This is a genomic window from Aureimonas sp. AU4 (assembly GCF_001463765.1).
GTDB lineage: Bacteria > Pseudomonadota > Alphaproteobacteria > Rhizobiales > Rhizobiaceae > Aureimonas.
In genome coordinates, this window is sequence record NZ_BBWK01000013.1 from 40334 (window position 1) to 61785 (window position 21452).

Consider the following 21452-nt stretch of genomic DNA (forward strand, 5'->3'; position numbering starts at 1 on the left):
GACCCGCAAGGACCCCATCATGAACCGTCTTCATTCGGCCCTTCTGGCGGCGGGCGTCGTGCTCGCCGGCCTTTCGGCTCCCGCCTTCGCGCAAGGAGAGGCCGCACCCAGCGCCGCGGAGGCCGGCATCTCGCCCGCTCCCATCGAGGGCGCGGCACCCGGCTCGGCGCCCGAAAGCGCCAAGGGTGCGGAAGCGGCGGTCGGCGGCGCTTCCGAGCATGGCGGCGAGCACGCGACGCCGCACTATCCGCTCAAGAAGCCGGCCTATGTCGACTGGAGCTTCGCCGGCCCGTTCGGCCACTGGGACCTCGGGCAGCTGCAGCGCGGTCTGAAGGTCTACAAGGAGGTCTGCTCGACCTGCCACTCGATGAACCTCGTCTCGTTCCGCAACCTCGAGGCGCTGGGCTACAGCGAGGACCAAGTCCGGGCGCTGGCCGCCGAGTACCAGGTCACCGATCCCTCGCCGAACGCGCAGGGCGAGAGCTTCCAGCGTCCGGGCATCCCGTCCGACCGCCTGCCCTCGCCCTATCCGAACCCGGAAGCGGCCGCGGCGGCGCTCGGCGGCGCCCATCCGCCGGACCTGTCGCTGATCGCAAAGGCGCGTGCGGTCGAGCGCGGCTTCCCGAACTTCGTGTTCGACATGTTCACGCAGTATGCCGAGGCCGGACCGGACTACATCCACGCCCTTCTCACCGGCTACGGCGAGCCCGTGCCCGAGAACGTCACGGTTCAGCCGGGTACCTACTACAACCCGCACTTCATCTCGGGTCCCGCGCTCGCCATGCCCGCGCCCCTTTCGGAAGGGGCCGTCAGCTACGACGACGGCGCGCCGACCACGGTCGAGCAGTACTCGCGCGACGTCACCGCCTTCCTGATGTGGGCCGCCGAGCCGCATCTGGTGGAGCGCAAGGCGACCGGCTTCATCGTGATGATCTTCCTGATCGGCTTCGCGATCATGCTCTATCTCGTCAAGAACCGGGTCTGGGCCTCGACGCCGCACTGACCCGAGCCGCACGCGTCGCACATGGAAAAGGGGTCCGAGAGGGCCCCTTTTTCGTTGAGGTTGTGCTGCCGCGAAGGGTGAACCCTTTCTTCATCCGTTGCTCCGCATCATCGGGGTCCTCACGCATCGCGGACCACCATGCGCCGACCCAACGCCCTGCTCCTGTTCCGCATGGGTGCCGCCCTCTTGGTGGTCGCGACGCTGTTGCTGACCGGAACCACGCTTCTCACGGCCTGGCGACAGAGCACGGTGGCCAACGAAAGCCTCGGGCGCCTGAGGGACTTTGCGGTCGCCTTCGACGCCTTCACCGCGCTCGCGGCGGAAAGGGCGCCCAGCGAGGCCGCGCTGGCCGGCAGCGGCCCGAGCGATCCCGCCCATCAGCGAATGCTGCTCGCCCGCGGGAAGAGCGACTGGACCGTGGAACGGTTGCAGAAGGCGGTCGGCGAGACCTTCTCGTTCAACTTCGATTTCCTGCGGGCCAAGCTCGCCGGCGACCGCGCCCGCATCGACCTTCTCGTGAACGAGCCGCCGGACAAGCGCGTCCTCGGCGAGCAGCTTTCCGTGATCCGCGAGCTGATCGCGGTCGGCGAGACGGCGGAGCCGGCCGTCGCGCGCCTTGCGCGGCAGGTCGTTCGGGCCGACCCGCAGATCGCGGGCGACGTCAATCTCGTGCGCCTCCTGGCCGCGCTCGAGCAGGCGGCCCAGCGCCTTCCTTCCGAGGTGCTGCCGACCCTCGCCAAGCGCGAGGTCCTGCGCCCCGACCTCCAGGCCGCCGCGCAGCGCACCCAGCAGCGCATCCTGGCGCTATGGGAGCTGGGCTCGACGCAGCTCGTCCTCGACCGTGGCGAGGACGTGATGAACCGGCAGCTCGAACTCATCCGGGGCGAATATTTCGGGCGCGGCTTTCCCTATCTGACGCGCCTCATCGAGCGTCAGGCGCTGCGCCCCAACGCGACGCTGTCTCCGGGCGATGTCCGCGCCGTCTACGAGCCGACGATCGCACCCATAACGACGCTTCGGGACCTCTTCCTGCGCAAGATGATCGAGAGCGCGACGGAGCACCAGTCGCGCGCCGACCGCGCGATGGCGACGACGCTGGCCCTGTGCGCCGTCGTGGTCGCGACCCTCCTGTGGCTGACGGTCTTTACGTACCGGGAGGTCTTCCGGCCCCTCCTGACCTTCCAGGCGCAGATCCTCGCCATGTGCGAGCGCGCGCAGAAGCGCTTCGAGCCCTACAGGGGAGACGTACCGCAACTCGCCGCGCTGTCGCGCGCGCTCGCCACGCTGCACCGGCGCGACAGCGAGCGAGAGCTTCTGGAGCGCGAGCGCATGGCCCTGTCGGAGCGGCTGGCCTGCCTCGCCAGCACGGACGAGCTGACCGGTCTCCTCAACCGCCGCGGCTTCTACGAGGCGATCTCGGCGCGTCCTGCCACGCAGGACCGCGCCTTCGTCCTGATCGACATCGACCACTTCAAGCTGGTCAACGACCGGCACGGCCACCAGGCCGGCGATCATGTCCTGCGCAGCGTGGGAGCCGTCCTCGGTGCCGCCGCGGGTACCGATCAGGTGGCGGCGCGCTACGGGGGCGAGGAGTTCGCCCTCGTGCTCAGCGGCGAAGCGGCCCGCGAGGTCCTTGCACGCATGGAAACGCTGCGCGCTGCCCTGGAGGCCTTGAGCGTGGCGGTGGCGGGGTGCGAGGCACCGTTGCGCCTGACGGCGAGCTTCGGCGTCGCGCTGGCGCTCGGACCCGAGGACAGCTGGGACGAACTGGCGCGCGGTGCGGACCTCGCCCTCTACGAGGCCAAGCGCTCCGGGCGAAACCGCGTGCGCGCGACGAACCGCATCCTGGCGAAGGCCGGACGCAGTGCCGCCGAGCCCGCTCAGCCGCAGGCTCTTGAGCGGCTGGCCTAGCGGCGGGCGCGGCCGAGCTCGACTAATCCGTTCGTACCATCACCGTCGCCCGCATCGAGAAGACGCGCGTACCGTCGCTTTCCCGCGTCGCCTCGACCTCGGTCGTCACGAGGCCCCAGCCGGGCCGCGATCCGCTCTCGCGCTTGGCGGCGACACGCTGGCGATAGCTCACCGTGTCGCCCGGCCGCACCGGGCTCGTCCACTTGAGGTCCGAAACGCCGGGGGATGGGCCGATGACGGGAACGGGACGCCCGGCACCCGCGAGGCGCGCCGCTTCACGCGTCTGGTGGCGGATGTTGAGGCGCATGAAGACCGCCGCCGTATGCCAGCCGGAGGCGCAGAGCCCGCCGAGCACGCTCCGCCTGGCGGCCTCGGCGTCGAGATGAAAGGGCTGCGGGTCGAAGCGGCGCGCGAAATCGAGGATCTCGGCCTCCTCGAAGCGATGGGTGCCGAGATCCTGCCAGCGATCGGTCTCGATCTCCTCGAACGCCGTCATGCCGCCTCCGAGCGCGTCAGAAGCATCATCGCGTACTCGCTGACGAGAACCCGCTCGCCCGAGCCGTCGTGGAGCGTGTTGTGCAGGCGGCAGAGGCCCAGTCCCGCGCGCGAGCGCGAGAGGCGTGCTTCGAGCACCAAGGCCTCGCCGCTGAGCGTGTCGCCCGGCCGCACGGGGCGCAGCCAGCGCACGCTCTCGACGCCGGGCGACCCTTGGGAGGAGGAGCGGTTGACGAAGCTGTCGCACATCATGCGCATCATCATCGCGCAGGTGTGCCAACCCGAGGCCGCAAGGCCGCCGAGGAGCGAGGTGTCGGCGGCCGCGTCGTCGAGATGGAAGGGCTGGGGGTCGAAGGCTCGCGCGAAGTCGAGGACTTCCTCGCGCCGCACCTCGTAGGGCCCGAGCGGAAAGATCCGCCCCGGCGTGAAATCCTCGAACAGCAGCATGCGCGCCTCCTTCCGCCCGCTGAGATAGGGGAGGAGGACGCGCCGGCAGCGGCCTTCAGACGTTGAACTTGAACATCATGACGTCGCCGTCCTGGACGACGTATTCCTTGCCCTCGTCGCGGGCCCGGCCCGCCTCCTTGGCCGCGACCTCGCCGCCCAGCGAGACATAGTCGTTGAGCGCGATCGTCTGGGCTCGGATGAAGCCCTTCTCGAAGTCGGTGTGGATCACGCCCGCCGCCTGGGGCGCCTTGGCGCCGCGCCGCACGGTCCAGGCCCGCGTCTCCTTGGGGCCGGCGGTGAAGTAGGTGATGAGGTTGAGAAGCTCGTAGCCGGCGCGGATCAGGCGGTCAAGGCCCGGCTCCTCGAGGCCCATGGCCTCCAGGTACTCGCCGACCTCGGCTTCCGGCAGCTGGGCGATCTCGGCCTCGATCGCGGCCGAGATCACGACCGCGCGGGCGCCCTGCCTCGCGGCCATCGCCGCGACCGCTTCCGAATAGCGGTTTCCGGTGGCGGCATCGCCCTCGGCGACGTTGCAGACGTAGAGAACGGGCTTGGATGTGAGGAGGTTCAGGCCGCGCAGCTCGCGCGCTTCTTCCGCGTCGAAGCCGGCCACGAGCGTGCGCGCCGGCTCGCCGTTCTGGAGCTTGGCGAGCACGGCCTCCATCACGGGAAGCTGGGCCATCGACTCCTTGTCCTTGGAGGCGGCCTTCTTGCGGGTTGCCACGATGCGGCGCTCGATCGATTCCAGATCGGCGAGCATCAGCTCGGTCTCCACCGTCTCGGCGTCCGCCACCGGGTCGATGCGGCCCTCGACATGGGTGATGTCGTCGTCCTCGAAGCAGCGCAGGACGTGGACGATCGCGTCCACCTCGCGGATATTAGCGAGGAACTGGTTGCCGAGCCCTTCGCCCTTCGAGGCGCCGCGCACGAGGCCGGCGATGTCGACGAAGGTGATCCGCGTCGGCACGATCTGCGCCGACTTCGCGATGGCCGCGATGTCCTTGAGGCGGGTGTCCGGCACGCCGACGTCGCCCGTGTTGGGCTCGATGGTGCAGAACGGGTAGTTGGCGGCCTGCGCGGCGGCCGTCTTGGTCAGGGCGTTGAAGAGGGTCGACTTGCCGACGTTGGGAAGGCCGACGATGCCGCAGCGAAAGCCCATGGGACGTGTTCCTGAAAAACGAGAAGGGGAGACCGGCCGGGGACGGGGAGGGGTCAGTCCTGGCCGAAGAGGCGCTTCAGCATGCCCGCCATCGGCCCGGTCGCGGGAAGGGCGGGCTTGGGCCCGCGCGCCTGGCGGATGTGGCTCTGCGCGCGCGCCTTGGGCGCGGCGGCCGAGCCCTTGGCGCCCTCGGGCTCGGCGGAGCCGCCCGTGTCGAGCGCGACGCGGTTCATGAACTGGGCGTCCTCGCCCTGCACCAGGGCGCCGAGATGCTTCACGACGGCCCGCAGGAGATCGTCCAGCCAGGGCTGATCGCTCTTGGCGAAGTCGCCGAGCACATGGCCCGTCACGCGCTCCTTGGAGCCGGGATGGCCGATGCCGAGGCGCACGCGACGATAGTCGCGGCCCAGATGCTGGTCGATCGAGCGCAGGCCGTTGTGGCCGCCCGCGCCCCCGCCCGTCTTCACCCGGACCTTGCCGGGCGGCAGGTCGAGCTCGTCGTGGAACACCACGACATCGCCCGTCGGAATCTTGCGGAAAGCCGCCGCCGCCTGAACCGACCGGCCGCTGTCGTTCATGAAGGTGAGGGGCTTCAGAAGTAGGACGCGGCGGCCGGCGATCTCGCCTTCGCTCGTCTCGCCCTGAAATTTCTTCGACCAGGGCGTGAAGCCTGGCAGGCGCTGGATCTCGTCGAGCGCCATGAAGCCGACGTTGTGGCGGTGACCGCGATACTCCGGGCCCGGATTGCCGAGGCCGACCAAGAGAAGCATGGGATGCCGCCTCCGCGCGATGGCGGGCGGGCGGAAGGGAATCCGCCCGCCGCGCGCCCTATCAGTTGCCGGACTTCGGCTCGTCCTCGGCGGTCGCGTCGGTCTGCTCGGTGACCTCGGTCACCGGCGTCTCGGCGTCGAGCTCGTCGACCTCCTCGGCCATCGGCGGGACGATCGTGGCGACCACGAAGTCCTCGTCCGAGGTCAGCTTGACGCCGTTCGGCAGCTTGAGGTCGGACGCATGCACCGCGCCGCCGATCTCGAGGCCGGTCAGGTCGACCGTGAAGCCGTCCGGGATCGACTGGGCGGGAGCCTGGATCTCGATGTCGTGATGCACGACGTTGAGCACGCCGTCCTGGGCCTTGATGCCGGGCGCCGCGTCCTCGTTCTCGAAGTGCACGGGCACGCGCACCGTCACCACCGTGCGCTCCGAAACGCGCAGGTAGTCGACGTGGGTCAGCGTGTCCTTGACGACATCGAGCTGGTAGTCCTTCGGCAGCACCTTGATCTGCTGGCCGCCGACGTCGATCGTGGCGATCGTGGTCAGGAAGCCGCCGCCGTGCAGGCGAAGGAAGGTCTCCTTGTAGGGGACCGAGATGGGCAGGGGCTCCTGCTTGTCGCCGTAGATGACGGCGGGTACGCGACCGTTGCGGCGCAGGTGTCTGGCGGCCCCCTTGCCGACCTTCTCGCGCGCCTCGGCCTTGACCGTGTAGCTCTCGCTCATGGCGAAGTCCTCGTGTGTTTGGATCCGGAGCGGTCGTCCCGGCAGGACCGAAACGACGAAAAGCGGCGCTCAGGCGAGCCCGCTTCCCGCCCGCGCTGCCTCCAAGGGTGTCCGCGACGGGCTGCGCGGCCTATAGCGCAAGCCTGCCAAGCGGGCAAGGCAGGGTCCATGCCGCCCCTCAGGCGGCCACGGGCGCGGCGGCCTCGACCTTGGTCGCGTCCTCGGGCTCGGGCTTGGGCCTCTGGTCCTCGCGCACGGGAACGCTGGACCGGCCTTTGGAGAGTTCCAGCGCGGCGGCGAGCGCCGAGTTCAGCGTCGTCACCAGTGCGTCGGCGTGGACGCGGCGCTTGAGGTCCTGCAGCATGGCCGGATCGCGCTGTCGCCAGATGCCGACCATGATGCGGGCTCCCGGGGCGACGCGATGGACCTGCCGCACGGCCTGGCGCAGGTGCACGGTCGAGAGCGGCTCGATAAAGGACAGGCAGACGAGGGCGACGCCCTGCGCGTCCTCGCGCGAGGGCGGGTTGCGGCGCATCTCGGCGAGCGACACGTGCCGGGTTCCTAAGCCGTGCCGGTTGAGGACCTGCGCCAGCATGGCCGTGACCGCCTCGTCCAGCGCGTTGGCGCCCGATAGGCAGATCACCGGCGTCTCGCCGCGCCACTCGGGCGCGAGATCCTCGCGCCGCTGTACGATGCGGGTCGCGGCCTGGTCCGGGCCGGCGGCGTCGACGGCGGCCGCGGCCTCGGCGGTGAGGTGCTTGGCCTTGCCCGCGCGGTGGCGCGAGGCGCCCGCGACGCCGACGCCCTTGAGGCTGTCCACCAGCCGCAGCGTCGAGGCCCTCAGCGTATCGAGCCGGTCCTCCTTCACGGCGAAGCGGGCGACGTCCTCATGGGCGATGCGCAGGCCCTCCAGCGCCACCTCGTCGTAGTAGGTGGCGAGCTCTCGTTCGCGCAGGAACTCGCGCGCCTGCTCGGCCGCCTCCTCCGGCGCGCCCGCCAGCATGCGCTGGTAGAAGATCTGCTGCGGCATCAAGGCCGGCCGGTCGCCGAGCATGACGTCGATGAACTCGAGGCGCGGCACGTGGCGGCCGAGCACCACGAGGCAGATCGTAAGCGGCGTGGCGAGGATCAGGCCGACCGCGCCCCACAGAAGCGTCCAGACGGTCGCCGCGAGCAGGATCGCCACCGGCGAGAGGCCGGTGGAATGGCCGTAGAGGATGGGCTCCACGACGTTCGAGAGCAGCGCTTCGGCGCCGATGTAGAGGACCGCCGTCCAGATCACCATGGACCAGCCGGGATCCACCGCGAAGGCGAGAAGCATGGGCAGGCCCGCGCCGACGAAGCCGCCGACATAGGGAATGAAGCGCAGGACGCCGCCGAGAATGCCCCAGAGGATCGGCGAGGGCACGCCGAGGAACCAGAGGCCGGTGGCGGTCACGACGCCGAACAGGGCGTTGATGCCGAGCTGGAACAGGAGAAGGCGAGACAGGCGGTGCGCCGCGTCGTCGATCGCGGCCGTGGTCTGCTGGAGGTCGTCGGTGCCGGCGAGGCGGATGAAGCGGTTTCGCAGGTCCTCCTTCTGGAGCAGGATGAAGATCGCGAAGACGATCACGATGCCGAAGGTCGCGAGCGGACTGAGAAGCGGCCCGATCACCGCCATCGCTGTGGACAGGATGGAGTCCTGGTTCTGCACGACGACCGGGATGGGCTGAGGGGCTGCCACGGTTGCGGGCGAAGCGGTGGTCGCCGCCGGATTCGCGGCCGGGGCGCCGAGGTTCTGGAAATCCTCCGCCATGCCCTCGAGCGACCGGACGGCGCGGCTCCAAGGACCGTTGCCGCTCGCTTGAGCCGACTCCGAAAGGGACTCGATCTTCTGCTGGACCGTGATGCGATAAGTCGGGATCTCGCCGACCAGCGCGCTGATCTGCATGGCGATCGCGAAGCCCAGCGCCAGGATCAGGGCGGTCGCGGTCACCATCGCGATGCTGACCGCCAGGATGCGCGGCACGCGGTGCTTCTGCAGCTTGATGACGATCGGCGCCAGGATGAACGACAGGAGGATGCCGAGCGCGAAGGGCACGAAGATCTCGCGACCGAGATACAGGATCGAGCCGACCGTCAGGACGAGGACGCTGACCGCGAGCGCGGTGAACAGCGGCAGCGCGCGACGCAGCATCTGCGAGGTGACGATATCCAAGAACGGGCTCCGCTGCGGGCTGGCGCGAGATCAACCCGCCCCAACGCTCCGATGCCGGGAGAGTTCCCGGAGACGTGATCGCCCCTCGTCCGCCTCGTCGATCCCCGGCGATGCCCGTGGCCGCTCGCTATGCGCCGGGCACATGCCTGCCGGGCGAATCCTTCGGCTTCAACTCTTCCGTCGGCGGGACCATCTTCGGTGGGACGACAAGACAAAACCCGATCCCAGGAGACTTCGAGATGACCGCCCGCAACCGCACCCTTGGCAGCCGCGTCCGTGCCCTGACCGATCTGTTCGGCGCGGCGGCCAGCTGCGCCGCCGCCGCGGAAGCCGGTCGCCGCCCGAGCCGGGAGGCCCTGACGCGCGTCGGCATCGACGCCGACAAGTACTACGGCATCCAGCGCTGACGTCTGACGGGCCGCCGGGTCGGCTCGTCGTCGGGACGTAACGAGAAAGGGGCGGTCCGCATCCGGCGGGCCGCCCCTTTTCGCATGGCTTGACGGATGGACGTGCCGTCGGTCCTCGCCGTCAGTCCTCGTCGGAGGCCATGGCCGCCAGGACGTTGCCGCGCCCGCGCGCGCGCAGGATCATGGGCACGACCAGCGCCAGAACCGCGATCGCCAGGAGCGCCAGCGCCAGCGGCGAGGTGACGAGTACGCTCGGGTCGCCCTGGCTGATGGCGAGCGCGCGGCGCAGCTGCTGCTCGGCCATGGGGCCGAGGATCAGGCCCACCACCACCGGGGCGATCGGATAGCCGAAGCGGCGCAGCATGTAGCCCAGCAGGCCGAAGGTGAGCAGCATGCCGAGCTCCACGGCCGAAGGGTTTGCCCCGATGCAGCCGAGCGTCGCGAAGACGAGGATGCCGGCATAGAGCCAGGGGCGCGGGATGGTCAGAAGACGCACCCAGAGCCCGACCAGCGGCAGGTTCAGGATCACCAGCATCAGGTTGGCGACGAGAAGGCTTGCGACGAGACCCCAGACGAGCTGCGGCGAGGTGACGAAGAGGAGGGGGCCCGGCTGGAGGCCGAACTGCTGGAAGGCGGCGAGCATGATCGCGGCCGTGGCTGAGGTCGGCAGGCCGAGGGTGAGGAGCGGCACCAGCGTTCCGGCGGCCGAGGCGTTGTTGGCGGCCTCGGGGCCGGCCACGCCCTCGATCGCGCCGTGGCCGAACTCCTCGGGGTGCTTCGTCAGGCTCTTCTCCATGGAGTAGGAGAGGAAGGTGCCGATCTCGGCGCCGCCCGCCGGCATGGCGCCGATCGGGAAGCCCACCGCCGTCCCGCGCAGCCAGGGCTTCCACGAGCGGCGCCAGTCCTCCTTGGTCATCCAGAGCGAGCCCTTCACGGCCTCGATCGTGTCGGGCGTGCGAGAGGCGGTGGCGGCCACCACGAGCGCCTCGCCGATCGCAAAGAGCGCGACCGCCAGCGTCGTCACCTCGATGCCGTCGAGAAGGTTGGCCGACAGCGCGCCGAGGCCGGAGGCTAGGCTCGCCCACAGGCCGGCGAGCGAGGAGGCCGGGTCGCCCGACCAGTCGCGCAGGGTCTGGAGGAGGGGACTGAAGGTCAGGCGCGCCTGCCCGGTCTGGAGGTCGATGCCGACGAGGCCGAGCGTCAGCCCGAGCGCGAGCGCGGTGAGGCCGCGCAGGGCCGAGTCGCCGAAGGCCGCCGAGACCGTGACGAAGGCGAGGATCATCAGCGCGAAGTATTCCGCCGGCCCGAAGGAAAGGGCGAAGCGCACGATCACGGGGGCGAGGAAGGCCAGCCCCAGCGTCGCGATCAGGCCCGCCACGAAGGAGCCGATGGCGGCGGTTGCGAGCGCCGGTCCGCCTCGCCCCTTGCGGGCCATCTTGTTGCCCTCCAGCGCCGTGATGATCGAGGCCGACTCGCCGGGCGTGTTGAGGAGGATCGAGGTGGTCGAGCCGCCGTACATGCCGCCGTAGTAGATGCCGGCGAACATGATCAGCGAGCCCGTGGCGTCGAGCTGGTAGGTCACCGGCAAGAGGAGCGCGACGGTCAGCGCCGGGCCGATGCCGGGCAGGACGCCGACTGCGGTGCCGAGCGTGACGCCGATCAGCGCGTAGAGGAGGTAGGCGGGCTGGAGGGCGGTAAGGAGCCCCTGGCCCAGAAGGGCGAACGTATCCATCGGCGGGTCCCGTCGCGGCGGCCGCGCGGTGCCGGGCAGGGTCCGGCGGCGGCGTCGAAGCGTGATGAAGGCTCCGGCGGGGCGCCGGGGCCGCATGTCAGATGAAAAGCTGTTCCAGCGGGCCGGCCGGCAGGGCGAGGCGCAGGACCTGCGTGAACAGAAGCCAGATGCCGAGCGAGAAGAGGATGCCCGCGGGAAGCGAGATCCAGAGCTTCCGCTTGCCGAAGGCGCGCGCGGTCAGCGCGAACAGAAGGCCCGTTGCGATCGAGAAGCCGGCGGGATGGAGCAGGAGAAGCTGCAGCGCGAGGCCGGCCACGATCCAGATCACGGGCGCGGCGTCGTTCGGCTCGCGCTCGGGAAAGCGGCCGCGCCAGGCGGACACCATCGTCCACACGGCGAGGACCACGAGAAAGGCGCCGATCACCGTCGGGAAGGTGGCGGGGCCGATGCGGGCATAGGCGCCGCCGCGCACGCTCTGGGCGTCCAAGAGCACCAGCGCGCCCAGCACGGCCAGCGCCACGCCGATGAAAAGCGCCGCCCGGTCGGGGCGGCGCTCGATCGCGTTGGAGACCGGATGGGTCACTGGACGAGACCGATCGCGGTGAGGACCTCCTTGGTGTCCTCGATGTTCTTCTTCAGCTCGGTCTGGAAGGCGTCGCCGGCGAGGAACGTGTTCTGCCAGTTGTTGCGCTCGAGGACCGCCTTCCACTCGGGCGAGTTCGACATCTTCTCCATGTCGGCCGTGATGGCGGCCTTCTGCTCGTCCGAGATGCCGGGGGCGGCGGCCACCATGCGCCAGTTCTGGAGGGTCATGTCGAGGCCGGACTCCTTGAGGGTCGGAGCCTCCGATCCCTGAACGCGCTCCGCGCCCGTGGTGGCGAGAAGGCGCAGCGTGCCGGCCTTCACCTGGCTCTCGAACTCGCCGTAGCCGGAGATGCCGGCGGCGACCTGCTGGCCGAGGATCGCGGCCAGCGCCTCGCCGCCGCCCGAGAAGGCGATGTAGTTGACGAGCTTGGGGTCGACGCCCGCGGCCTGGGCGAGAAGGCCCGCCGCGATGTGGTCGGTGCCGCCGGCCGAGCCGCCCGCGATCGCCACCGCGCCGGGATCGGCCTTCATGGCGTTCACGAGGTCGCCGATGGTCTGGTAGGGCGAGGAAGCGGGAACGACGATCGCCTCGTCCTCGCCGGTCAGGCGCGCGATCGGCGTCACCTGGTCGAGCGTCACGGGCGAGCGGTTGGTGAGGATCGCGCCGACCATGACGTAGCCGCCGACGAGCAGCGAGTCGGCCTTGCCGGACTTCGAGGAGACGAACTGGGCGAGGCCGATCGTTCCGCCGGCGCCCGGTACGTTCACGACCTGGACGTTGCCGGCGATCTTGGCGTCCTGCAGCGTCGCCTGCATGGCGCGGGCGGTCTGGTCCCAGCCGCCGCCCGGCGAGGCGGGCGCGATGATCTCGTAGGACGGGGTCTGCGCGAAGGCCACGGCCGACGACAGGCATGCGGCCACGAGGCCACCCCAGAATGCAGTCTTCATGTCAGTCCTCCCCTTGAGCGCCGGAGCGCGTCGACCGGGCGCCGGCAGATTCGGATCGAGGGGCGTGGAGGATCTTGTGTCGATAGGCCGGCACGAGCGGGCCTGCCGTTGCCGGATGCCGAGGGCATGCGCGGCCGAGCCCTCCCAAGCCCCGGTCGAGCGGCAAGCTACCCCCGGCTTCCTGTCAAAAACCTGTCACGCCCCGATCCGTCAGGGCGCCACCATGGCATGTCCCGCCTTCTCAGGCGAGACGATCTCGCGCCACGTGTCGAGAAACCGGTCGCGCCGCTGCCGGTCGAGCCCGACGAGGAGCGAGGGGCCGAACGCGATCGGCTGCACCGCGCCGCGCCCGAGCGCGGCGATGCGCTCGGCGGTCCAGGGGCCTTGCGTTCCCGCCACCACCGCGCCGAGCGCCGCCGGACCCGCCATGATGCGTTGGCCGGCGGGCGAAAGGGCGAAGTCGACGAAGCTCTCGGCCAGATCCGGCCGGCTCGCGCCCTTGGGCACGAGCAGCGAGCGGCTGAGCACGAGCACGTAGTCGTCGGGCACCGCGATGCCGATGCGTGCGCCCGCCGCCTGCCGCGCGAAGGCGTAGGAGCCGAGCACGTTGTAGCCGATCGCGATCTCGCCGCTCTCGATCCGGTCGAGGATTTCGGGGCTCGCGCCGCTGACGCGCGCGCCCACGCGCCCGAAGGCGCTCGCCAGGCGCCAGAAATAGGACGAGATCGCCGCGTCCTGCGAGGCGAGGAGATAGCCGACGCCCGAGCGCGCGACGTCGTAGGTCGCGATGCGCCCGGCAAAGCGCGCCCCCTCGGCCTCCAGGAGTTCGGCCAGCGCCAGATGGGTGCGCGGCACCTCGGCGGGCGAGACGAGATCGGGGTTGTAGACGATCACGGCGGGCTCGAAGCTGACGCCGAAGACCGAGGAGCGCCACTGCGCCCATTCCGGCACCAGGGAGGCGTGGCCGGGCGACAGGCGCCGGGCGAAGCCGTCGTTGACGAGCTTGACCTGAAGGTCCGAGGCCGAGCTCATCACGAGGTCGGGCACGGGCGCGCGGCCCTCCACGAGCTCCTCGAAGATCGGCCGCGTCTCGGCTTCCACGTAGTCCACCGAGACGTCGGGCCGCGCCTCCTGGAAGCCGCGCACGAGCGCGGAGAAGAGCGCCGTGTCGGTGGCGCCGAGGATCGACAGGCGCGCGCCCCGCGAGCCGTCGGGCGCGGGATAGGAGACGGGGCTGCGCGCGAGGGCCGGCGAGGCGAGAAGGAGCGTCGCCAGGACGAGGGCGGCCTGCGCGGCGCCCGGCGCCCGGCTCGTCCTGCCGGGAGCGGGGGCGAGCGGCAGCGCGAGGCGCACGCGAAGCCCGCCGCCCGCGCGATCCTCCAGCCGCACCGTTCCTCTTTGCGCCTCCGCCACGCGGCGCACGATCGCAAGCCCGAGGCCCGATCCGTGCCGGACGCCCGCCGTGGTGCCGCGCCGGAAGCGCTCGAACACGGCCTCCTTTTCGGCGTCCGGCACGCCGGGTCCCCGGTCGAGGACGTCGATCTCCAGCCGGTCGCGGCGGGCCTGCGCCGCGATCAGCACCGGCCCGTCGCTGTAGCGCAGGGCGTTGTCGACGAGGTTGCGCAGCATCTCGCGCAGCGCCACGCGGTCCGAGCCGATCCCGAGCTCCATGAGGCCGGGCGCGATGTCGAGCGCGACGCGGTCCTCGCTCGTCGGGTCGAGGCGGCCGATCACCTCGTCGACGAGCTGGGACAGCGAGGTCGGCTCGCTCGGCCGCGTCTCGAGGCGGTGCGTGATGGTGGCGTCCATCAGGAGTTGCGTGACGAGGTCGCTCGCCTGCACCGCTCCGTCGTGAATGCGGGCGATCTGCGCGCCCAGGAGCGTGGGGTCGCGCTCGCCGCGCGCCATCTCGGCCTGGGCCCGGAGCGAGGCGAGCGGTGTGCGCACCTGGTGCGCGGCGTCGGCCACCAGCCCCCCCAGGCGCTCGCGCGCCGAGGCGAGGCGTCCCATGAAGCCGTTCAGGGCGAGCACGAGCTGGCGCACCTCCTGCGGCACCGGCAGGTCGATCGGGGCGAGCTGGTCGGGCTCGCGGCCGCGCAGGTGCGCCTCGAGGAGGCTGAGCGGCGCGAACGCCCGCCCGATGCCGAACCAGAGGAGGGCAAGCGCCAGAAGCGTCATCGCCGCCACCGGCAGGAGCGCGCGGCCCTGGATCTCGGCGGCGAGCGCGGCGCGCTCCGCTTCCGTCTCGGCGACGCGGATCGTCACCCAACCCGTGCCGCCCGCCGTGGACACGAGGCGTCCGACGGTCGCGATCCGCACGCGCTCGCCGCCGAACGCGCCGTCCGCGAAGACCGGGTCGGAATCGTCCGCCGGCGAGAGGCCGGCCGACAGGTCGGGATAGCCCGTGACGTTGCGCCCGTCCGGCGCGTCCACCGCGTAGAAGACGCGGTCCTCGCCCGAGAACATGGCGAAGGAGGCGAGCGGCAGCTCCACCGTGACGCCGCCGCCCTCGATCTGCACGGCGCCCGCGATCGTGAGCGCGGAGGCCGCCAGGAGACGGTCGAAGGCGCGGTCGGAGGCGCGCTCGGCATAGTCGCGGATGAAGGCGACCAGAAGCATGGCGGCCAGAAGAAGAAGCGCCGACGCCGCCACCAGGATGCGGCGCCGGATCGAGACGGGGCGCGGCTGCGGCCTCATGAGCCTTGCGGCACCCGTGCGACGTAGCCCGTGCCGCGCACGGTCACGATTTCGACGCGCGAGCCCTCGAGCTTGCGGCGCAGGCGCGAGACGTAGAGTTCCAGCGCGTTGGTCGAGACCTGTTCGTCGAACGAGAAGAGCTGCGCCATCAGGCTCTCCTTCTGCACCACGACCCCAGGCCGCGACAGGAGGATCTCCAGAAGGCGGAACTCGCGCCGCCCGATGTCGACCGGCGTCTCGCCGATGCGCACGAGGCGCCCCGCCGTATCGAGGCTGAGATCGCCGAAGCGCGAAAGGCTCGTGGTCTGGCCGGCCTGCCGGCGCAGGAGCGCCCGCAGCCGCGCGTCGAGCTCGCGTAGGTCGAAGGGCTTCACGAGGTAGTCGTCGGCGCCTTGGTCGAGAAGGCTGATCTTGTCGTCGATCTCGGAGCGGGCGGTGACCACGAGAACGGGCGTGGCCTGGCGCTCGCGCCGCATCTGCGCGATCACCGACAGGCCGTCGCGGCCCGGCAGGGTCAGGTCGAGGATCACCGCGTCGAACGGCTCCAGCGTCAGCGCTTCCCAGGCCTCCTCGCCCGAGCGCACCCATTCCACGGAATGGCCCGAGCCGCGCAGGTGATGGTTCACCGCCTCGCCCAGACCCTCGTTGTCCTCCACCAGGAGCATGCGCATGCGCCGGCCGCCTCCCGCTCCGGCCGCGCCGGCATAGGGCGCGAAGACTAAAGGGGCCGCGCCGGATTCTCAAACGCGCCGACGCGCCGCGTCTCGCATCGGTTGCCGCCCATGCGCTCGCGCCGCTATGGCATGGGAGCGGCCGGCAGTCTGACCGGCGCTTCGGGAGAACAGCGTATGCACGAGATCGCGCGGGTCGGACTGGCGGCGGAACTGGTGGCCCATGAGCGGGCGCGCGGGCCGGTCACGATCGGCGTGGCGGGCGCCGGCCAGATGGGCACCGACCTCATGGTGCAGCTGCGCCTCATGCCGGGCGTGCGGCTCGGCGCGCTCTCGACCTCGCGTCCCGACCACGCCGAGGCGACGCTCGCCTTCGCCGGCTACGCGCCGGACGATTCGGTGCGCGTGCGCGACACGGACGGGGTGAACCGCGCCGTCGAGGCCGGGCGCGTGGCGATCGTGGAGGACTTCCGCACCTTCTGCGCGGCGGGTCGCGTCGACGCGGTGATCGACGCGACCGGATCCCCCAGCGTCGGCACGGTGCTGGCGCTCGAGGCGATCCGCCACGGCCGCCACGTCGTGATGATGAACGTCGAGGCCGACATCACGATCGGGCGCCACCTCGCGGCCGAGGCGCGCCGCGCGGGCGTCGTCTACACGGGCGCGGCGGGCGACGAGCCGCACGCGACGCTGGAGCTGATCGGCCTGGCCCAGTCGCTGGGCCTCGAGGTCGTGGCCGCCGGCAAGGGCAAGAACAACGCGCTCGACTTCTCGGCGGTGCCCGCCGACTACGAGGCCGAGGCCGCGCGCCGCAACATGAACGCCCGCATGCTGGTGGAGTTCGTGGACGGCACCAAGACCATGGTGGAGATGGTGGCGATCGCCAACGCCACCGGGCTCGTGCCCGACAAGCCCGGCATGCACGGGCCGAACGCCACGATCGACGACCTCGCGCAGGTTCTCTGCACCGAGGCCGACGGGGGCATCCTCTCGCGCTCGGGCGTCGTCGACTACACGATCGGGCGGGGCGTCGCGCCCGGCGTCTTCTGCATCGTGAAGCCGAGGCATCCCCGCGTCCTCGAGCGCATCGCCGACCTGAAGGTCGGCCCCGGCCCCTGCTTCGCGCTGGTGCGCCCCTTCCACCTGACCTCGCTGGAGGTTCCGCTTTCGGCGGTCCACGCGGTGATGCGCGGCGTGCCCCACATGGAGCCGCTGGACCGCCCGGTCGCCGAATGCGCGGCGGTCGCCAAGCGCGACCTCGAGCCGGGCGAGCGGCTGGGGCGCATCGGCGAAACGCAGTATCGCGGCTTCGCGATGACCTGGGAGGACGCGCGCGCCTCTCGCGCGCTGCCGATCGGGCTGGCGGAAGGCGGGCGCGTCACGCAGCCGATTCGCGCCGGCGAAAAGCTGACCTACGTGAACTGCGCGCCCGACGAGGCTCAGGAGGTCACGCGCATCCGACGGCTTCTCGACGAGGCGGACGGGCGTTTTCTGACCCGCGCGCCCTGAGAAGGGGGGCGCGGGCGCTTGCGGCGCAAGAGCCACCCATGCTTTCACGCGCGCGGCCCCATCGACTTGGGCGCCGGGCGCCCCACCCTTGAGGGCACATCAGCGACGGACCCCTCGGCTGCGCCACTCCCGTGACGGCCGGAACGGGTCCTTTGACGCGAAAGGACATGGCCGCATGAGCGCGATCCGATCGACCACCGAGCCCGGCGGCGGCAACGACATGGCCCAGGCCGCGATTGACACGATCCGCACCCTGTCCATGGACGCCGTCCTGAAGGCCCATTCCGGCCATGTGGGCGCGCCGCTCGGCCTCGCCCCCGTCGCCTACACGGTCTGGACCGAGTTCCTGCGCACCGACCCGGCCCAGCCCGACTGGCCGAACCGCGACCGCTTCGTTCTGTCGGTCGGCCACGGCTCGATGCTGCTCTATTCGGTGCTGCACCTCGCCGGCGTCGAGGAGATCGACGCCGACGGGAAGAAGACCGGCAAGCCGGCCGTCTCGCTCGACGACATCAAGAGCTTCCGCCAGCTCTCCTCCAAGACCCCGGGCCATCCCGAGTACCGGATGACGACGGGCGTCGAGACCACCACCGGGCCTCTCGGCCAGGGCTGCGGCAACTCGGTCGGCATGGCGCTCGCCGAGCGCTACCTCGCCGCGCGCTACAACAAGCCGGAAGCCACGATCTTCGACCACGACGTGATCGTGCTCTGCGGCGACGGCGACATGATGGAGGGCGTCTCGTCGGAGGCCGCCTCGCTCGCCGGCCACCTGAAGCTCTCGAATCTCTGCTGGATCTACGACAACAACCGCGTCTCGATCGAGGGCCACACCGATCTCGCCTTCTCCGAGGACGTGGCCGAGCGCTTCCGCGCCTACGGCTGGAAGACGCTGCACGTCTCGGACGGCAACGACCTCGACGCCATCCGCAAGGCGGTGGCCGAGTTCCGCCAGACCGACGACCGCCCGACCCTGATCGTCGTCGACACGATCATCGGCTACGGCCTCCAGAAGCAGCAGGGCACCGCCAAGGCGCACGGCGAGGCGTTCAACGCCGAGGACGTGGCCGGTGCCAAGCGGTTCTACGGCTGGCCCGAAGATCAGAGCTTCCTCGTGCCGGACGGCGTCAAGGAAGGCTTCCGCGCCGCCGTCGAGGAGCGCGGACGCGCCGCGCGCGAGAAGTGGGAGGCCGACTTCGAGCGCTACCGCTCCGCTCATCCCGAGCTCGCCGCCGAGGTCGAGGCCATGCGCCGCGGCAAGCTCGTCGAGGGCTGGGACAAGGACATTCCGAGCTTCGAGACGGATGCCAAGGGCGTCGCCTCGCGCGATGCGGGCGGCAAGGTGCTGAACGCCATCGCCGCCAAGGTGCCCTATCTCGTCGGCGGCTCGGCGGACCTCGCCCCCTCCAACAAGACGCTGATCAACGGCGACGTCGGCTCCTTCGGGCCGGGCAACTACGGCGGCCGGAACCTGCATTTCGGTATCCGCGAGCACGCCATGGGCGCGATCGCCAACGGCATGGCGCTGACCTACCTCAAGGCCTACGCCTCGACCTTCCTCGTGTTCTCCGACTACATGCGCGCGCCCGTGCGCCTGTCGGCGATCATGGAGCTGCCGGTGATCTGGGTGTTCACCCATGATTCCATCGGCGTGGGCGAGGACGGCCCGACGCACCAGCCCATCGAGCAGATGATGAGCCTGCGCGCCATTCCCGGGCTCAACACCATCCGCCCGGCCGACGCCAACGAGACGGCGGAAGCCTGGCGCGTGGCGATGGAGCAGACCCACGAGCCGGCGGCGCTCATCCTGTCGCGCCAGCCGTTGCCGACCCTCGACCGCTCGAAGTATGCGGCGGCCTCGGGCCTCAAGCGCGGCGCCTACATCCTGGCGGGATCGGCGAGCGAGCGCCCGGACGTGATCCTTCTTGGCACGGGCTCGGAAATCTCGCTCTGCATCGAGGCGCACGAGAAGCTGGTGGCGGAAGGCGTGAAGTCGCGCGTCGTGTCCATGCCCTCCTGGCACCTCTTTGAGAAGCAGGACCAGGCGTATCGCGACGAGGTCCTGCCGCCGGACGTCATGGCGCGCGTGGCGGTGGAGCAGGGCGGCTCGCTCGGCTGGGACCGCTACAGCGGCGCCAAGGGCGCCAAGGTCGTGATGACCACCTTCGGCGCCTCGGCACCGATCGCCAAGCTCCAGGAGAAGTTCGGCTTCACGGTCGACAACGTCCTGAAGCTCGCCCGCGAGCAGCTGGCCGCGGGCCGCTCCTAAGACATAAACCACCCGGCCGGCGCCCCTTCGAGGGCGCCGGTTGCTTTCCACGACTGCCATCGCAAGGACCTCCCCCATGCAGATCGCGATCATCGGCCTCGGCCGGATGGGCGGCAACATCGCGCGCCGCCTGATGAGCCACGGGCACGAGTGCCTGGTCTACGACCGCTCGGCCGAGACCGTCTCGGCGCTGAGCGGCGAGGGCGCCCGGGGCGCGGGCTCGCTGGAGGAGCTGGCGGCCGGCTTCTCGGGGCGCCGCGTCTTCTGGGTGATGCTGCCGGCGGGCGAGCCGACGGAAGGCGCGATCCGCGACCTCGCCGGCCTCGCTTCGGAGGGCGACGTCATCATCGACGGCGGGAACACCTTCTACAAGGACGACATCCGCCGCGCGAAGGAGCTGAGCGGGAAGGGCATCCACTACATCGACGTCGGAACCTCGGGCGGCGTGTGGGGGCTGGAGCGCGGCTACTGCATGATGATCGGCGGTCCCGAGGCGACAGTGCGCGAGCTCGACCCGATCTTCGACGCCCTGGCGCCAGGCTATGGCGAGATCGAGCGCACGCGCGGCCGCCACACCGAGGACACGCGCGCCGAGCGTGGCTACATTCATGCGGGCCCGGCGGGTGCCGGCCACTTTGTGAAGATGGTCCACAACGGCATCGAGTACGGCCTGATGCAGGCCTATGCCGAAGGCTTCGACATCCTGAAGACCAAGAACTCGCCCCTCCTGCCCGAGGACGAGCGCTTCGACCTGAACCTGCCCGACATCGCCGAGGTCTGGCGGCGCGGCTCGGTGATCTCATCCTGGCTCCTCGACCTCACCGCGATCGCGCTGGCGGGCGACAAGAACCTCGAGCACTTCTCGGGCAACGTCGCGGATTCCGGCGAGGGCCGCTGGACGCTGGAGGCCGCCATGGAGGAGGCGGTGCCGGTCAACGTCCTGTCGGCCGCGCTCTACGCGCGCTACCGCTCGCGCCAGATGGCGACCTTCGGCGACAAGATGCTGTCGGCCATGCGCTACGGCTTCGGCGGGCACGTCGAGATCCCGCAGTAATGTCGGGGAGCCCGAGCCCCGAAGAGACGAGCCGAGCGGAACCGGGGCGCGAGGAACTCGCCGCCGTCCGCCTCGTCGTGTCCGACATCGACGGCACGCTGGTGCGCGACGACAAGTCCCTGAGCGACGAGACGCTGCGCGCCGTGCGCCGGGCGGAAGCGGCGGGCATCCTCTTCACGCTGATCAGCGCGCGGCCGGCGAGCGGCTTGGGCGAACTGGTCGAGCGGCTCGGCATCGAGACGGCGGTCGGCGCCTTCAACGGCGGAACGCTGTTCCGCCCGGGCGGCGAGGTGGTCGAGGCCCACCGCCTGGAGGAGGCGGCCGCGCGCCGCGCCGTCGAGATGCTGGACGGGGCCGGCGTGCCGGTCTGGCTGTTTGCCGACGGCCGATGGCTGACGCGCGGGCAGTCGACGCCCTACGACGACCGGGAGCGGCGAGCGGCGCGGCTGGAGCCGAGCGTCGTTCCCGATTTCGAGGCGTATCTGACGCGCGCCGACAAGGTGGTCGGCGTGTCGGAGCGCTTCGACCTCGTGGCGGAGCTGGAGGCTTCGGTCGGCGCCGCGCTCGGCGCTTCCGCCAACGTGATCCGCTCGCAGCACTATTTCCTGGACGTTACCGCGCCTGCCGCCAACAAGGGCGACGGCGTCAGCTTCCTGGCGCGCGCCGCCGGCGTCGATCTCGCGCACACGGCCGCGATCGGAGACATGGCGAACGACGTTCCCATGCTGCGCCGGGCCGGGATCGGCGTCGCGATGGGCCAGGCGCCGGACGCCGTGCGCGCGGCCGCGCGCCTCGTCACCACCACAAACCAGGAAGACGGCGTGGCGCGCTTCCTCCATCGGCTCGTCGAGGCGCGCAGCTAGGGGCCGGGCCGGGC

At 70.9% G+C, this 21452-nt stretch carries 18 protein-coding genes; 7 read left to right on the plus strand and 11 right to left on the minus strand.

Annotated elements, in window-relative coordinates; all coding sequences use genetic code 11:
• Positions 1–19 precede the first annotated feature (19 nt).
• Both AUL35_RS05025 and AUL35_RS05030 read left to right on the plus strand, forming a co-directional pair.
• Complete coding sequence (locus AUL35_RS05025; RefSeq protein WP_082666123.1) at positions 20–1003, plus strand: cytochrome c1; 984 nt, start codon at positions 20–22, stop codon at positions 1001–1003.
• 138 nt (positions 1004–1141) lie between these two features.
• Positions 1142–2914 carry a diguanylate cyclase gene (locus AUL35_RS05030; protein ID WP_062012667.1) on the plus strand — a complete coding sequence of 591 codons (1773 nt, stop codon included), beginning with the start codon at positions 1142–1144 and terminating at the stop codon, positions 2912–2914.
• Positions 2915–2936: 22 nt separating this feature from the next.
• On the opposite strand, the gene AUL35_RS05035 is transcribed toward AUL35_RS05030, so the two are convergent.
• The 6 genes from AUL35_RS05035 to AUL35_RS05060 form a co-directional block, all read right to left on the minus strand.
• Positions 2937–3410 (minus strand): MaoC family dehydratase, encoded by a 474-nt coding sequence (locus AUL35_RS05035; protein WP_062012669.1) that lies wholly within the window; start codon positions 3408–3410, stop codon positions 2937–2939.
• Positions 3407–3856 carry a MaoC family dehydratase gene (locus AUL35_RS05040; protein ID WP_062012672.1) on the minus strand — a complete coding sequence of 150 codons (450 nt, stop codon included), beginning with the start codon at positions 3854–3856 and terminating at the stop codon, positions 3407–3409. The genes AUL35_RS05035 and AUL35_RS05040 overlap by 4 nt, the downstream gene beginning before the upstream one ends.
• A gap of 55 nt (positions 3857–3911) precedes the next feature.
• Entirely contained in the window at positions 3912–5015 is a 1104-nt protein-coding gene (ychF, locus tag AUL35_RS05045; protein ID WP_062012675.1) for a redox-regulated ATPase YchF, read from the minus strand.
• Between the two features lie 53 nt (positions 5016–5068).
• The gene (gene pth / locus AUL35_RS05050) at positions 5069–5785 is read right to left on the minus strand and encodes an aminoacyl-tRNA hydrolase (RefSeq protein WP_062012676.1); all 717 of its coding nucleotides are present in this window, start codon (positions 5783–5785) and stop codon (positions 5069–5071) included.
• Positions 5786–5846: 61 nt separating this feature from the next.
• Positions 5847–6509, minus strand: coding sequence for a 50S ribosomal protein L25/general stress protein Ctc (locus AUL35_RS05055; RefSeq protein WP_062012678.1), 663 nt, complete (start codon positions 6507–6509; stop codon positions 5847–5849).
• A gap of 178 nt (positions 6510–6687) precedes the next feature.
• Positions 6688–8706 carry an AI-2E family transporter gene (locus tag AUL35_RS05060; protein WP_244493666.1) on the minus strand — a complete coding sequence of 673 codons (2019 nt, stop codon included), beginning with the start codon at positions 8704–8706 and terminating at the stop codon, positions 6688–6690.
• A gap of 239 nt (positions 8707–8945) precedes the next feature.
• On the opposite strand from AUL35_RS05060, the gene AUL35_RS21985 reads away from it, so the two are divergent.
• Positions 8946–9113, plus strand: a complete 168-nt coding sequence (locus tag AUL35_RS21985; RefSeq protein WP_156417838.1) for a hypothetical protein — start codon at positions 8946–8948, stop codon at positions 9111–9113.
• Positions 9114–9234: 121 nt separating this feature from the next.
• Here AUL35_RS21985 and AUL35_RS05070 read toward each other — a convergent pair whose 3' ends face one another.
• The 5 genes from AUL35_RS05070 to AUL35_RS05090 all read right to left on the minus strand — a co-directional run bounded on the left by AUL35_RS05070 (position 9235) and on the right by AUL35_RS05090 (position 15746).
• The gene (locus AUL35_RS05070) at positions 9235–10845 is read right to left on the minus strand and encodes a tripartite tricarboxylate transporter permease (RefSeq protein ID WP_062012705.1); all 1611 of its coding nucleotides are present in this window, start codon (positions 10843–10845) and stop codon (positions 9235–9237) included.
• A gap of 97 nt (positions 10846–10942) precedes the next feature.
• Positions 10943–11428, minus strand: a complete 486-nt coding sequence (locus tag AUL35_RS05075) for a tripartite tricarboxylate transporter TctB family protein (protein ID WP_062012681.1) — start codon at positions 11426–11428, stop codon at positions 10943–10945.
• Complete coding sequence (locus AUL35_RS05080; RefSeq protein ID WP_062012683.1) at positions 11425–12378, minus strand: tripartite tricarboxylate transporter substrate binding protein; 954 nt, start codon at positions 12376–12378, stop codon at positions 11425–11427. The genes AUL35_RS05075 and AUL35_RS05080 overlap by 4 nt, the downstream gene beginning before the upstream one ends.
• Before the next feature lie 210 nt (positions 12379–12588).
• Positions 12589–15075, minus strand: coding sequence for an extracellular solute-binding protein (locus AUL35_RS05085; RefSeq protein ID WP_062012685.1), 2487 nt, complete (start codon positions 15073–15075; stop codon positions 12589–12591).
• Positions 15072–15746, minus strand: a complete 675-nt coding sequence (locus tag AUL35_RS05090; RefSeq protein ID WP_062012687.1) for a response regulator transcription factor — start codon at positions 15744–15746, stop codon at positions 15072–15074. The genes AUL35_RS05085 and AUL35_RS05090 overlap by 4 nt, the downstream gene beginning before the upstream one ends.
• A 177-nt stretch (positions 15747–15923) precedes the next feature.
• Between AUL35_RS05090 and AUL35_RS05095 the strand changes: the two genes are divergently transcribed.
• The 4 genes from AUL35_RS05095 (at position 15924) to AUL35_RS05110 (ending at position 21438) form a co-directional block, all read left to right on the plus strand.
• Complete coding sequence (locus tag AUL35_RS05095; protein WP_156417841.1) at positions 15924–17255, plus strand: NAD(P)H-dependent oxidoreductase; 1332 nt, start codon at positions 15924–15926, stop codon at positions 17253–17255.
• Positions 17256–17430: 175 nt separating this feature from the next.
• The gene (gene tkt / locus AUL35_RS05100) at positions 17431–19521 is read left to right on the plus strand and encodes a transketolase (protein ID WP_062012689.1); all 2091 of its coding nucleotides are present in this window, start codon (positions 17431–17433) and stop codon (positions 19519–19521) included.
• A 76-nt stretch (positions 19522–19597) separates the two neighbouring features.
• Positions 19598–20575: a phosphogluconate dehydrogenase (NAD(+)-dependent, decarboxylating) gene (gene gnd / locus AUL35_RS05105; RefSeq protein ID WP_062012691.1), complete on the plus strand. Its 978-nt coding sequence runs from the start codon at positions 19598–19600 to the stop codon at positions 20573–20575.
• Positions 20575–21438 (plus strand): Cof-type HAD-IIB family hydrolase, encoded by an 864-nt coding sequence (locus AUL35_RS05110; RefSeq protein ID WP_082666120.1) that lies wholly within the window; start codon positions 20575–20577, stop codon positions 21436–21438. Before gnd ends, AUL35_RS05110 begins: the two co-directional genes overlap by 1 nt.
• Positions 21439–21452: the final 14 nt, after the last annotated feature.

What these genes read in the sequence shown, in the direction of transcription:
- pth (WP_062012676.1), bottom strand. Translation starts at nt 5,785, where the DNA reads ATGCTTCTCTTGGTCGGCCTCGGCAATCCGGGCCCGGAGTATCGCGGT.
- ychF (WP_062012675.1), bottom strand. Translation starts at nt 5,015, where the DNA reads ATGGGCTTTCGCTGCGGCATCGTCGGCCTTCCCAACGTCGGCAAGTCG.
- AUL35_RS21985 (WP_156417838.1), top strand. Translation starts at nt 8,946, where the DNA reads ATGACCGCCCGCAACCGCACCCTTGGCAGCCGCGTCCGTGCCCTGACC.
- AUL35_RS05110 (WP_082666120.1), top strand. Translation starts at nt 20,575, where the DNA reads ATGTCGGGGAGCCCGAGCCCCGAAGAGACGAGCCGAGCGGAACCGGGG.
- AUL35_RS05070 (WP_062012705.1), bottom strand. Translation starts at nt 10,845, where the DNA reads ATGGATACGTTCGCCCTTCTGGGCCAGGGGCTCCTTACCGCCCTCCAG.
- AUL35_RS05095 (WP_156417841.1), top strand. Translation starts at nt 15,924, where the DNA reads ATGCACGAGATCGCGCGGGTCGGACTGGCGGCGGAACTGGTGGCCCAT.
- AUL35_RS05030 (WP_062012667.1), top strand. Translation starts at nt 1,142, where the DNA reads ATGCGCCGACCCAACGCCCTGCTCCTGTTCCGCATGGGTGCCGCCCTC.
- AUL35_RS05040 (WP_062012672.1), bottom strand. Translation starts at nt 3,856, where the DNA reads ATGCTGCTGTTCGAGGATTTCACGCCGGGGCGGATCTTTCCGCTCGGG.
- AUL35_RS05080 (WP_062012683.1), bottom strand. Translation starts at nt 12,378, where the DNA reads ATGAAGACTGCATTCTGGGGTGGCCTCGTGGCCGCATGCCTGTCGTCG.
- AUL35_RS05035 (WP_062012669.1), bottom strand. Translation starts at nt 3,410, where the DNA reads ATGACGGCGTTCGAGGAGATCGAGACCGATCGCTGGCAGGATCTCGGC.
- AUL35_RS05025 (WP_082666123.1), top strand. Translation starts at nt 20, where the DNA reads ATGAACCGTCTTCATTCGGCCCTTCTGGCGGCGGGCGTCGTGCTCGCC.
- AUL35_RS05090 (WP_062012687.1), bottom strand. Translation starts at nt 15,746, where the DNA reads ATGCGCATGCTCCTGGTGGAGGACAACGAGGGTCTGGGCGAGGCGGTG.
- gnd (WP_062012691.1), top strand. Translation starts at nt 19,598, where the DNA reads ATGCAGATCGCGATCATCGGCCTCGGCCGGATGGGCGGCAACATCGCG.
- AUL35_RS05055 (WP_062012678.1), bottom strand. Translation starts at nt 6,509, where the DNA reads ATGAGCGAGAGCTACACGGTCAAGGCCGAGGCGCGCGAGAAGGTCGGC.
- AUL35_RS05085 (WP_062012685.1), bottom strand. Translation starts at nt 15,075, where the DNA reads ATGAGGCCGCAGCCGCGCCCCGTCTCGATCCGGCGCCGCATCCTGGTG.
- tkt (WP_062012689.1), top strand. Translation starts at nt 17,431, where the DNA reads ATGAGCGCGATCCGATCGACCACCGAGCCCGGCGGCGGCAACGACATG.